The 12,721-nt window shown below is 40.8% G+C and carries 13 protein-coding genes; 10 read left to right on the top strand and 3 right to left on the bottom strand.

Going from position 1 to position 12,721, the window contains the following annotated elements; all coding sequences use genetic code 11:
- Nucleotides 1-59: 59 nt before the first annotated feature.
- From ACPPVU_RS06070 to ACPPVU_RS06050, 5 genes are all read left to right on the top strand, one after another.
- Nucleotides 60-1,406 (top strand): TolC family protein, encoded by a 1,347-nt coding sequence (locus ACPPVU_RS06070; RefSeq protein ID WP_426670791.1) that lies wholly within the window; start codon nucleotides 60-62, stop codon nucleotides 1,404-1,406.
- 148 nt (nucleotides 1,407-1,554) lie between these two features.
- Nucleotides 1,555-2,889 (top strand): efflux RND transporter periplasmic adaptor subunit, encoded by a 1,335-nt coding sequence (locus tag ACPPVU_RS06065; protein ID WP_426670790.1) that lies wholly within the window; start codon nucleotides 1,555-1,557, stop codon nucleotides 2,887-2,889.
- 294 nt (nucleotides 2,890-3,183) lie between these two features.
- Nucleotides 3,184-4,191: an NAD(P)H-dependent glycerol-3-phosphate dehydrogenase gene (locus ACPPVU_RS06060; protein WP_426670789.1), complete on the top strand. Its 1,008-nt coding sequence runs from the start codon at nucleotides 3,184-3,186 to the stop codon at nucleotides 4,189-4,191.
- Nucleotides 4,192-4,219: 28 nt separating this feature from the next.
- A complete protein-coding gene (locus ACPPVU_RS06055) occupies nucleotides 4,220-4,531 on the top strand; it encodes a hypothetical protein (protein ID WP_426670788.1) in 312 nt (103 codons plus the stop codon).
- A 55-nt stretch (nucleotides 4,532-4,586) separates the two neighbouring features.
- On the top strand, nucleotides 4,587-4,925 hold the full coding sequence (locus ACPPVU_RS06050; RefSeq protein WP_426670787.1) for a hypothetical protein: 339 nt from the start codon (nucleotides 4,587-4,589) through the stop codon (nucleotides 4,923-4,925).
- A gap of 150 nt (nucleotides 4,926-5,075) precedes the next feature.
- Here ACPPVU_RS06050 and ACPPVU_RS06045 read toward each other — a convergent pair whose 3' ends face one another.
- Nucleotides 5,076-6,932: a DEAD/DEAH box helicase gene (locus ACPPVU_RS06045; RefSeq protein WP_426670786.1), complete on the bottom strand. Its 1,857-nt coding sequence runs from the start codon at nucleotides 6,930-6,932 to the stop codon at nucleotides 5,076-5,078.
- Nucleotides 6,933-7,133: 201 nt separating this feature from the next.
- Here ACPPVU_RS06045 and ACPPVU_RS06040 point away from each other — a divergent pair, with 201 nt between their 5' ends.
- From ACPPVU_RS06040 to ACPPVU_RS06030, 3 genes are all read left to right on the top strand, one after another.
- Nucleotides 7,134-8,180 (top strand): hypothetical protein, encoded by a 1,047-nt coding sequence (locus tag ACPPVU_RS06040; RefSeq protein WP_426670785.1) that lies wholly within the window; start codon nucleotides 7,134-7,136, stop codon nucleotides 8,178-8,180.
- Nucleotides 8,181-8,306: 126 nt separating this feature from the next.
- On the top strand, nucleotides 8,307-8,540 hold the full coding sequence (locus tag ACPPVU_RS06035) for a hypothetical protein (RefSeq protein WP_426670784.1): 234 nt from the start codon (nucleotides 8,307-8,309) through the stop codon (nucleotides 8,538-8,540).
- Nucleotides 8,525-8,818, top strand: a complete 294-nt coding sequence (locus ACPPVU_RS06030) for a type II toxin-antitoxin system RelE/ParE family toxin (RefSeq protein WP_426670783.1) — start codon at nucleotides 8,525-8,527, stop codon at nucleotides 8,816-8,818. The genes ACPPVU_RS06035 and ACPPVU_RS06030 overlap by 16 nt, the downstream gene beginning before the upstream one ends.
- Nucleotides 8,819-8,895: 77 nt before the next feature.
- On the opposite strand, the gene lspA is transcribed toward ACPPVU_RS06030, so the two are convergent.
- Together lspA and ACPPVU_RS06020 are read right to left on the bottom strand one after the other, a co-directional pair.
- Complete coding sequence (lspA, locus tag ACPPVU_RS06025) at nucleotides 8,896-9,411, bottom strand: signal peptidase II (RefSeq protein ID WP_426670782.1); 516 nt, start codon at nucleotides 9,409-9,411, stop codon at nucleotides 8,896-8,898.
- Nucleotides 9,412-9,454: 43 nt separating this feature from the next.
- The gene (locus tag ACPPVU_RS06020; RefSeq protein WP_426670781.1) at nucleotides 9,455-9,922 is read right to left on the bottom strand and encodes a DUF4293 domain-containing protein; all 468 of its coding nucleotides are present in this window, start codon (nucleotides 9,920-9,922) and stop codon (nucleotides 9,455-9,457) included.
- A 130-nt stretch (nucleotides 9,923-10,052) separates the two neighbouring features.
- Here ACPPVU_RS06020 and truA point away from each other — a divergent pair, with 130 nt between their 5' ends.
- Together truA and ACPPVU_RS06010 are read left to right on the top strand one after the other, a co-directional pair.
- Nucleotides 10,053-10,820 carry a tRNA pseudouridine(38-40) synthase TruA gene (gene truA, locus ACPPVU_RS06015; RefSeq protein WP_426670780.1) on the top strand — a complete coding sequence of 256 codons (768 nt, stop codon included), beginning with the start codon at nucleotides 10,053-10,055 and terminating at the stop codon, nucleotides 10,818-10,820.
- A gap of 83 nt (nucleotides 10,821-10,903) precedes the next feature.
- Nucleotides 10,904-12,706, top strand: coding sequence for an ABC transporter ATP-binding protein (locus ACPPVU_RS06010; RefSeq protein WP_426670779.1), 1,803 nt, complete (start codon nucleotides 10,904-10,906; stop codon nucleotides 12,704-12,706).
- Nucleotides 12,707-12,721: the final 15 nt, after the last annotated feature.

Here is a 12,721-nt window from a genome sequence, read left to right as displayed (position 1 = left end):
ACAATGTCTCAAATCTAACATCTCATATCACATATCTCAAAAATATTCGGAATAACCTTATGACACAATTCATATCAAGATTAAAAAAGATACACTTTATAGCTTTCAGTTTTGGGCTTTTAGCTTTTAGCTTTACAACAGCAAAAGCGCAACAAGTAATTAGTTTACAAAAAGCTGTCGACCTTACCCTTGCAAACAACCTCACTATTAAGCAATCGCAAATTACCGAAGCGCTGGCCAACGAAGATTATGAGCAAAGCAAGTATAATCAATTGCCAAGCGTAAGCGCCAATCCGCAGGGAGGCTATTACTTTGGTAAAACACAAATTGCAGGGCAATTAGCTTATGCCTCATCTACCCTTAATATTAATGGGAGTTTACAGGCAAACTTCATACTTTTTCAAGGTCGCCAATTGCATAACCAGATACTACAGAACAAGATTTTGCTGGATGCAGATAAAACAGCCACTGCCAAGGTTAAGAACGACCTGCTGCTAAATGTGGTTACAGATTACCTGGCTATACTTACCGACCAGGACCTGGTAATTGCTGCTAACCAACAGATAGATCTTGCAAAAATAACACTGGATAGGGCACAGAAAAACTATGACCAGGGTAATGCTACACGGGCCGATCTTGCACAGGCTCAATCACAGCTCTCTACGGCTGAGCTAAACTTGACTACTGCACAAAACCAGGTTAATTTGGCTGTCCTGATTCTGAAACAATACATGGAGATGGATCCAACAACGGACATCGCTATTGAAAAACCGGACATCAGCAAATTAACTGACATAAAAACCGATTATAATGCAAATGAAGTAATTAAGACCGCATTTAGTATAAACCCGGATATCAAGCTGGCCGAAATACAGCAAGAAAGTTATAAACAAGCGATAAAAGTGGCACAGGGTGGTTATTACCCAACACTGTTATTATACGGAGGCACAGGCTCCAGCTATTCTAACCAGGTTCCGCTTACTTTTTATAACCAGTTTTTCAATGCCAACTTTAACCAGTTTTTTGGTCTAAATCTGCAGATACCTATTTTCAATAAGTTTACTACACGTACTTCAGTACGCAAGGCTAAATTAAACTATGAATATGCAGAGGTTACCACACGCCTTGCAAAAAACACATTAAGCAAAACCATTATACAGGCCGAGCTTGATCTGCATGCTGCAGAAAAAAGCTATCAATCAGCCTTGCAAACCTACGAATCAAACAAGGAAGCTTTGAATGTAACCAAGCAACGTTATGATGCAGGCTTTGTAAATACATTGGATTATAACACGGCTGTTACCAACTATAACAAATCACAAAATGATATGATAGAAGCGAGGTACACCATGATATTCAGAAGCAAGGTGATCGATTATTACCTGGGTAACCAAATAACGCTTTAGGTTAGTGACCAGTGATTGGAGATCAGTGATTAGTTGCTAAACTTCGGGTTTTAGAATTTAGGGTTTAGAGTTTAGAAATTAGAGTTTAGAGTTTAGAAATTAGGGTTTAGGATTTAATTAGATATTAGAATTTAGAAATTATATAAAAATGGGAAAGACTACTAAATATGTTTTAATAACGCTCGGAGCTTTAGTTGTAATTTACGTTGCAGGTAAAATGGCCGGATGGTGGGGTAAACCACCAAAAACACAGATCGCAACTGAAAAAGCAGATACAAGGGTTATTAATGAAACCGTATCAGCAAGCGGTAAGATCAAAGCACATGTTGAAGTAAAGATAAGTCCCGAAGTATCTGGCGAGGTGGTTGATTTACCGGTAAAGGAAGGTGATGTGGTTAGAAAAGGCCAGTTGCTTTGCCGTATCAGACCGGATATTTTGAAATCGGATTATGATCGTACAGTTGCTGCTTATAACTCGCAAAAAGCATCAGTTGGTAACACAGAACAATTACTAAAACAAGCAGAAGCCACTTATGAGAATCAGGCGGCTATCTATAAACGTGATAAGGTACTTTTTGATAATAAAGTATTGACCGCATCAGAATTTGATGCTGCAAAAGCAAATTATGAAGGTGCCAAGGCGCAGCTAGAGGCAGCCAAACAGAATGTAGCTGGGTCGAATTATGGTCTGGCACAAACAGCTGCATCCGTTAAAGAGTCGCAGGCAAACCTGGATAAAACAACCATCTATTCCCCGGTTGATGGTGTAATATCAAAACTATCTATTCAGAAAGGTGAGCGTGTATTAGGTACTCAACAGTTTGCTGGTACAGAGATCATGACCATTTCTGATCTTAACCAGTTGGATGTAAATGTGGATGTAAACGAAAATGATATCAACCGCATTACGTTTGGCGATTCATCGAAGATCGAGGTTGACGCTTTCCAGGGAAAAACATTTGTAGGTACTGTGATCGAAATAGGCAGCGCTGCCAACGTGGTAGGTACTACTGCCGATCAGGTGACCAACTTTACTGTCAAGGTGAGGATCGATCCAAAATCTTACATCGCGCTATTGAATAAAACAGCTACTAACCCCTCACCTTTCCGTCCGGGATTAACTGCCACTGTTGATATTCAAACTAATCATGCAAAGGCCCTTTCGGTACCTATACAGGCAGTAACCACCCGTGAAGAAAAGAACAATCCTGATAAAACGGATGATAGCAACGGAAGCACCAATAAGGCTAAAATTACAGCACCTTCAAAAGAGTTTGTGTTTGTTTACAGCGCTGGCAAAGTAAAACAGATTGCAGTAACCACAGGTATACAGGATGATTCATACATCCAGATACTTTCAGGCTTAAAAGGTGGCGAAGAAGTGGTTTCGGCTCCATACACCGCTATCTCAAAGGTATTGAGTGATAAGATGGAAGTAGATAAAGTGGATAAATCGAAACTGTTTAATCCTGATGCGAAATAATGTGCAAAATGGTTTGATGTGCAAATATGCAGATCGTTTTGATGTGCAAATATGCAGATGAGTAGATGTGCAGATGGTGAAGATTGAATAGGTTATAAAAGACAACAATACGGCCTGCGTTTTACGCAGGCTTTTTTATTTGCTATCATTTTCATATCTGCATATTTGCACATCCGCACATCAAAACCATTTGCACATCTGCATATTCGCACATCTGCACATTATTTGCACATCTGCATATTAAATTCGCACATTTGTATCCGCCAGTAGGCGGACATATTTGCACATCAATCAATGCATCAACAAAAATATAAGATCTTAGTAGCGGGCGGAGGCAGCTGGGCAACAGCTAATATTAAAATGCTGACGGATAACCCGGTTGAAAAAGAAATTTTCTGGTGGATGCGTAATGCCAAAGCTGTTGAGCATGTGCAGCAATTCGGGCACAATCCCAATTATCTGAGCTCTGTCGAAATCAAAGTACCTGCTCAAAATATTTCTACCGATCTTAAATCACTGATCAGCAAGGCCGATATTATTTTGTTAAATGTACCTGCTGCGTTTTTAAAGGAAGCGCTTAAGGGTATCACGCCAGAAGATTTTGTTGGAAAAAAAGTCATATCAGCGATAAAGGGTATTGTACCGGATGAAAACCTCATTATCGGCGAATTTTTAAATCAGCGATACAACATATCTTTTGATGATTTTATGGTGATCAGCGGACCATGCCATGCTGAGGAAGTGGCTTTGGAGAAACTCTCTTACCTCACCATAGCATCTGGTGATAACGAATTAGCAGCCTGCTTCGCCGGGATGATCAGCACACGTTACATTAACACCATTGTATCAGATGATATTTACGGTACCGAATATGCTGCCGTATTAAAAAACATTTATGCCATAGCCAGCGGCATTTGTCACGGTGTGGGTTATGGTGATAATTTCCAATCAGTTTTGATATCAAACGCTATACGTGAGCTGGAACGTTTTGTAGAGGCAGTACATCCCATAGACAGAGACATTAAAGAATCAGCCTACCTGGGCGATCTGCTGGTTACTGCCTATTCGCAATTTAGCCGTAACCGTACATTCGGTAATATGATAGGCAAAGGCTATACGGTAACATCGGCACAATTAGAAATGAACATGATAGCCGAAGGCTATTACGCCGTAAATTGCCTGCATCAGATAAATAAGCAATACAAGGTTTTTATGCCTATCTGCAGCGCAGTTTATGCCATTCTTTACGAGAAGCGTAACCCCACAATAGAAATGAAACATTTGGCCGGGCAATTAAGTTAAGCATAAGATTAACTTAATTCATTAACCAATGAAAACGATTCTTAAAACTGCGATGTTTGCCGCAGCATTATTTGCAGCTGCCCAAACGCAGGCAAAAACCATGCAAAAAGATACCACGCTCGGTAAAAAGATTGATAACACTGCCACAAAAACCGGCAATAAGGTATCAGAACTAGCATCCAAAGGTGCGTCTGATGTTGTTGATAAAGAATATAAAGGCAAATGCGGCCCTAATGGCCAAACTGTTTATATCAATAACCACTCAGAATATTATTACATCGATAAAAAAGGACATCGGGTTTATCTGAAAAAATCCGAGTTGATGGATAAAAAGATGTAATTTTATAGAACAAAAAACATAAAGCGCCCTTTTTCAGGGCGCTTTGCAATTGAGCATGATTAAGTACCGTACAATGTTTAAATGTCATCAGCCAGCTTTATACCTGTCTTTAGCAGTGCTATTGTTGGCTACGTCATGTTCAAACGCTCACAAAAGCAAGCTGCAGGGCAATTGGAAATTAAAATCAGGCGAAACAAGATTGAAGATCACCGCCAAGAAGTTTGCCATGGACAGCGACCTGCAATATGCCGAAGACTATTTTGTAAAAGGAGATACCATATTTACCTCATTTGAAGGCAATCAGCCCTATAGTAAATTTGTTGTACAGAAATTGGACGATAACAATTTGAAACTACTGTCGCCCGACTCAACTGTGATGGAATTTACCCGTTAAACGCAAAAGCCCCTCACTTTTGGGGAGCGAGAGGCCATGCTAACTAAACTAAACTAAAACTTATTTTTTGAGTGATCAGAGATTTGTTGATCAGTGATTAGTTTGACTTTTCAACACTAGTCACTGATCTCCGATCACTAATTAACCAACTTAAAATCTCCTGCGACGTTCGCCGTTGTTAGAAGAAGAAGAAGAAGAACGATCCTCGCGGCGTTTGCCTGAGAAGTCGCGGAAACCACCGCCACCATTTGGGGCACTGCTTCTTTCCCTGTTACCGCCTTCACGGTTACCACCTTCTCTGCGGAAGCCACCTTCTCTCCTGTCGCCACCTTCACGCCTTTTGTAGTTAGACGCGCCACCGCGACTTTCGTTACCGCTATCGCCAGAAATTTCTATCCTAACATCACGTCCCTGGAAATCAGCTCCTTTGAAACCTTCCATCACTTTAGCAGAATCTTCATTAGGTACTTCAAAGAATGAATACACACCTTTAACGTCGATCTTACCTACAGTACGTCCGCTTATTTTTGCAGTATTACAGATATAACCCAACAGATCGCCGCGGCTAAAGCCGTCAACCGAACCTAAATTGATGAACAAACGGGTGAAGTCTGAACGCATACCGGTACGGTTAAAACGGTCACCGGTACCTGCGCTATCCCTGCTGCGGCTTTCATCAACCTGTGCATTCAGGTCTGGAGCATTCTTATAATAGTCTAAGAACCTGTTAAACTCTAATGATGCAAAACGTTTGATGATATCTTCCTTGCTCATGTCCTTAAATTCGTCCATGATGCGCGGGATATATTGTTCTATCTGTTGTTCATTTACTTCTACATTATGTACTTTATGTACTAATGCAAATAGTTGTTTTTCAACCACATCAAAACCGGTAGGTATTTCAGCTTTAACAAAGCGTTTGCCAATGGTTTTTTCTATCTGGCGTATCTTGCCTAATTCTTTAGCGTTGATGATAGAGATAGAAACACCTGTTTTACCTGCACGGGCTGTACGACCGCTACGGTGGGTGTAATTCTCGATCTCGTCAGGTAAAGAGTAGTTGATAACGTGTGTAACGTCATTAACGTCAATACCGCGGGCAGCTACGTCAGTTGCTATCAGCAATTGCAGGCTGCGCTCACGGTAGCGTTTCATCACCTTATCACGCTGCTGTTGTGACAAATCACCATGCAATGAATCAGCATTGTAACCGTCTTTTATTAGAGCTTCAGCGATTTCCTGAGTTTCAATTTTGGTACGGCAAAATACGATACCAAAAATCTCAGGATTAAAATCTACGATGCGTTTAAAGGCAGCGTATTTATCACGTGCACGAACAATATAATATTCGTGCTCAATGTTTTCATTACCTGTGTTTTTTGTGCCCATAGTAAGCTCAAAAGGGTCGGTCATGTATTTTTTCGCGATCCTTCTTACTTCTGTAGGCATAGTGGCCGAGAAAAGCCAGGTTTTTTTCTCTTCGGGGGTGGTAGACAAAATACTGTCAATATCTTCCTGAAAGCCCATATTGAGCATTTCATCAGCTTCGTCCAATACTACATAGCTAACCTTGCTAAAATTAATCGCTTTACGATTAATAATATCAAGCATACGCCCCGGCGTAGCGACAACAATTTGCACACCGCGCCTGATCTGGTGCAACTGATCAGAGATGCTTGCACCGCCATAAACTGCAACAACGTTTACGTTGCGCATATTTTTGGCATAATTTTTCAGATCGTTAGTGATCTGTAAACAAAGTTCGCGAGTTGGGCATAAAATAAGCGCCTGCGGATGATTTTCTTCGAAATCAAGTAGTTCTAATAACGGCAGTCCAAAAGCAGCTGTTTTACCGGTCCCGGTTTGGGCTAATCCGACAAAATCGTTGCTGCCTGTTAACAATACCGGAATCGACTGTTCCTGGATTGGTGTAGGATTTTCAAATCCTAACTCAGAGATGGCATTAACAATATCATGACGGATTCCCAGTTGAATAAATGGGTTCATGAATTAAAATAACGAATCTGGCAACATCGCCAAATCGGCCGCAAAGGTAAGGATTTACATTTGCAATTCAAATATTGAACGAAGGAATAAGAAAGATGACAAAAGAGCGATGAACTGTATTTTGCTTTAATACTGTAGACCGGGTATTACTAATTCGTCAATATTTTTATAAATTGCACCTGCTAAACCAAACTTATCACAATGAACATATCTAAAAATTTGTTACTCTCTTTTATAGCCTGTACATTTATTGTAACTGGATGCTCAAAAAAATCCGAATCGCCTAAAAGCCTTTACGGTCAAACCACCACCTTGTTCAATGCAAACGATTTTGCAACCGGGAATGGCGCACGCTCCAATTACCTTGGAGGAATTGCTGTTGATGCTACAGGAAATATTTATGTTGCTGACAATAATATAAGCCCGATTAGAAAGATAACACCCAAAGGAGAGCTTACAACATTTTCAGACGATGGAAAGGGCTTGACTGACAATCAGGGGAACCCGGCTAGTAATTCTCTGGGGTTGGCTATTGATAACAGTGGCACTATATATGCAAGTTATTTCTTTGGTAATCTTATAAGGAAAATAACTTCCGATGGTAAGGGATCCGTATTTGCAGGGGGACGAGCAGGTTTAAGTGTGGATGGCTTGGGCACTGCTGCTGTAATTAATGAGCCATATGGAATAGCTACAGATGCACAAGGCAATTTGTATGTTGCAGACTTGACTCGAATTAGAAAAATATCTTCAACAAGCTTAGTGACAACTTTGGCTGGTAATAATTTTGGCGGTTTTCAAAATGGAGCCGGTGCAAACGCTGAATTTAACGCACCCTACGGTGTGGCAGTTGATGCTGCCGGAAATGTATATGTTGCTGATTCTGGCAATAGCTTAATAAGAAAAATTACGGCATCAGGTTTGGTGTCTACATTTGCAGGTAACGGAACAACGGGCTATGCTGACGGAAGTAGTACTGCCGCAAGTTTCAATCACCCATGTGGCGTAGCTGTCGACGGGGCCGGGAACGTTTATGTTGCCGATTCAGGAAATCACATGATAAGGAAAATAACGCCTTCGGGTTTAGTTACTACACTTGCAGGAAGCACTACTGAGGGTTCATCAGATGGCATCGGAACCGTTGCACGTTTTACAAACCCCTGTTCTCTTGCAGTTAATCCCGCAAATACTTTACTTTATGTAGTTGACCGGGCTGACAATCTCATTAGGCAGATAGTAATAAGGTAAATATATCGGCGAAAATTAAATTCAAATAATGCAAGTATGAAGATGATAATGGGATAGCGATATTCTATTATGAAGTAATTTCATAAATACTCAATAATTGGTTATTTTTGGTATAGATTTTTACGTATGGATATTCAAGCTGAAAAATTGGACCTTATCAAATGGCTGGCTGATATTAATGAGCCTTCAGTGATTAAGCGTTTCATCGCTCTAAAAAAAAGAGAGCAAACAGATTGGTGGGATCAGATCAGTTTAGAAGAAAAAACTGAAATAGAGGAAGGATTAGCACAAGCAGACAGAGGAGAGGTGATACCCCACGAAGAAGTGATGGCTAAATATCAAAAATGGCGTTCGAAATAGTCTGGACCAAAAGAGCCATTGCGGGTTATGACCGCATAATTAATTACTTGATAGAAAATTGGTCGGAAAGAGAAATCACAAATTTTATTACTGAAACTGAAAGTTTTTTTGAGGTATTAAAAACGCATCCGGAAATCCTGCAAAGAACTTCAAAACAAAAAAATGTTTATCGTGGCCCGATAAATCGACTTACCATATTAACCTATCGCATAAGACCCAAAGTAAAACAAATCCAGTTGATCAATATACGAGGAGCAAGGCAAAAACCTTTGTCCTGAGAGAGGAAATTAAATTACTTACAATCTTTGATACTCGTCAGTATCCTGAAAAGCCTACTTTTATTTTTTAACAATTTTCAATCAACCTGCTCAGCCTTCAAATCATCATCCTTTTTTTCCTTGTAGGAAATCAAAAAAGCGATCACTCCCGCTGTAACACACATATCGGCTACATTGAATATCCCGGTACGCAGGTTGCTGATACCTACGTTCATAAAATCTGTTACGTGGCGATCATATAACAAGCGGTCGATGATATTGCCCAATCCGCCTGCAATAATGAGTGATAAGGCAAGCATGCGCAACGGGCTGAAAATTTTTGAATTTTTAATGGTGTAAGCAAATAAGATCATAAGGAATGTCAGCGGCACAATACTTAATAACCAAAAACTCACCGGCTTTGATAACTGATCGCCTAAGCTTAAGGCAGCACCCGTATTTTCCACGTATTCTAGCCGCACTGTATTGTGAAAGTAAGAGATAGGCTCATGGTACATAAGATGTTCCTTTGCCAGGTTTTTGGTGATCCTGTCGCAACCAATAAACACCACCGCTGCAAAACAAAACAATAATACTTTTACCCAATTCTTCATATCAAATTATTAATTTTATTTCCCCTTCAGGGGGTTAGGGGGCCTACCTCAACCTATCCGCCGATTTTACCAGCTTCTCATCCCGCTGTATGGCTTTGGCAGCCGCCAATACCAAAACAATGCTTAAAGAACTTAGTAACGCACCTATACCAAAATTATTGGTGGACAGCTTCGCTTCATCTGTAACCGATTTTACAGCTTGCGCCACCCAAAAACTATATCCGAAAATCACAAGGATATAAACATAGCATAACATAATCTGCTGCTTGCGATTCTTGTATAAGAATATCAGTACCAGCGGTAATATGGCCACCACGGCAGTTGCTGCAATAAGCGCTACAAAACTCTGTGTAGGCGTCTGAGCCCCATTCACATCCTGGTAAATACCGGTAACTTTTATCGTAGATGGCACACTGGCAACATAAACATTATGGACAAGGGGGAACAAAAATAGTGCAAAAATAACCAGGCTAGCAAGCAGCAAGTAGACACTTTGTATACGTTGTAACATTATGATCTGAATAAAATAGACAACAAAGATAAAATTGTTTAATCCAAATTGGGGATTTAGCGTTAAAAACATGACTTTCAAATCGTAATTGATAATTCTTACATAATAGATCAAATCATAACTTTGCGCCGTGGCCGAAAAACAACGCTATTTTATTGAACTGGCTTATGATGGTACCAATTATCACGGCTGGCAGATACAACCCAACGCACTCAGCGTGCAGGAAGTATTGAATAACGCGTTGGCCACAATTTTGCGCGAACAGGTAGAAACCATAGGTTGCGGCAGAACAGATACCGGGGTACATGCGAGGCAGTTGTATGCTCACTTTACCCCCCAGCCCCCTGAAGGGGGAGCAATTAATTTGATAGGTACAGTAAATAGCCTCAATGCTATTTTGCCTGATGATATTGCTGTAAAACGTATCATTCCTGTTCATGCTGATGCACATGCCAGGTTTGATGCTGTTTCAAGATCGTATGAGTATCATGTGCATTTTGAGAAAAATCCTTTTAAGATCAATCAATCATGGCAGTTAAGGGATAAGCCGGATATTGCTTTGATGAATGTTGCGGCAAAGATCATTATGGAATATACTGATTTTAGCTGTTTCAGTAAATCGAACACACAAACCTTTACCAATAATTGTAAAATAACCAGGGCCGAGTGGGTTTATAGCGAACATTGCCTGGTGTTCCATATTTCGGCCGATCGTTTTTTACGGAACATGGTACGCGCCATAGTAGGCACTTTGATGCAAGTAGGAAAAAAGGAAATTGCACCCGAAGACGTAAGGGCAATTATTGAAAGCAAGAACAGAAGCAATGCAGGTACGTCAGTCCCCGCGTGCGGATTGTATTTAACGGAAGTAAAATATTCTTACCCCCTAACCCCCTGAAGGGGGAATAATAGAAATAGAATGGAAACAAGATTAAAATATTTAATTTTAAATGCTCCCCCTTTAGGGGGCTGGGGGGTATTATGTCACAAGTAACCGGTAAGGCGCTCGATTGGAATCTGTTAGGACGGGTAATGCACTACGTAAAACCTTACAGGAGGACATTTATTATAGCTGCATTCCTGACTATCTTTTTGGCCGGCAGTGCATTGGTGCAGCCTATACTGATGCAGATTACGCTGGATAAATATATTTTGGGCAACAATTATAACGGTCTGGTGCTAATGGTTGTGCTGATGATAGCACAGTTAGCCGTACAAACAATTGCGCAATACTACCAGACTTTTTCAACCAATGCACTCGGTCAGTCCGTGATCCGCGATCTGCGTATTGATATTTTTAACCATATCATGAGTTTGCGGCTCAAATATTTCGACCGTACGCCTATTGGTATGCTGATCACCCGGACTGTATCCGATCTGGAAACCATCGCTGATATCTTTTCAGAAGGATTGATATCTATAATTGGCGACCTGCTCTTAGTGCTGGCTATTATCATCTTAATGATTGTAATGGACTGGAAACTGGCATTGATCACACTGATTCCGATGCCCTTTCTGTTAATGTCTACCTATGTGTTTAAAGAGGCTATCAAATCATCGTTCCAGGAAGTGCGTACACAGGTGGCCCATCTGAATACATTTTTAGCAGAACATATTTCCGGCATCAGCATTATCCAGTATTTCTCGCGTGAGGATCAGGAAATGCGCAAGTTTAAATCCGTAAACAAGAAATATCGAGATGCCAATATCCGCTCTAACTGGTACTATTCTATCTTCTTCCCGGTAGTTGAAATTTTATTTGCTGTTTGTATGGCCTTGCTGGTTTGGTATGGTTGCAAACGTATTTTGACAGATGAGCAACTGGCAAATCTTGGCACTTATGATCACCCGGTAACCGCTGGTATGATACTTGAGTTTATAGTATTGCTGAATCTTTTATTCAGGCCGATAAGGCAACTGGCCGATAAGTTTAATACCCTGCAAATGGGTATGGTAGGCGCTGATCGTATATTTAAAGTATTAGACACCAATGAAGTAGCCGTAAACACCGGAACTTTAAAACCTGTAGGTTTACGAGGCGAGATAGATTTTGACAAAGTATGGTTTGCTTATAATGATGAGAACTGGGTATTGAAGAATATCAGCTTTCACGTAAAGCCCGGCGAAACACTGGCGTTAGTAGGCGCTACGGGCGCAGGCAAATCGTCGACCATAAATATCCTGAACCGTTTTTATGAGATCGGCCATGGAACAGTAAAGGTGGATGGTATCGATATACACGAATATGACGTCGATTATTTGCGTTCGCAGATAGCTACCGTGATACAGGATGTATTTTTATTTACGGATACCATCGCCAACAATATCAGTCTGAATAATCCGATCATAACCCGCGAACAGATCGTCGCGGCAGCAAAAGATGTTGGCGCACACGAGTTTATAGAGCGGCTGCCGGGTGGTTATGATTATAATGTAATGGAACGAGGTTCTACCCTATCATCGGGGCAGGCACAATTGATTTCTTTTATTCGAGCACTGGTGTATGACCCGGCAATATTAGTACTGGACGAAGCGACATCGTCAGTAGATACAGAAACAGAAATCCTGATCCAGAATGCCATAAACAAACTGATGCAGGGACGTACCGCTATTGTGATTGCCCACCGGTTATCGACTATACAAAACGCGGATAAGATCATCGTTCTGGACCATGGCGAAATTAAAGAAGTGGGCACTCACCAGGAATTGCTAAAAATCGAGCATGGCTATTACCGTAAGCTTTACGATCTGCAGTTTAATTCGGCAGGGATAGTTAAGTCTTAAGTCTAAAGTCGAGAG

Origin of the sequence: Mucilaginibacter sp. McL0603 (genome assembly GCF_049992945.1) — a bacterium.
In the GTDB taxonomy this organism is placed as follows: domain Bacteria; phylum Bacteroidota; class Bacteroidia; order Sphingobacteriales; family Sphingobacteriaceae; genus Mucilaginibacter.
This window is presented reverse-complemented; position numbering and strand designations above follow the sequence as displayed.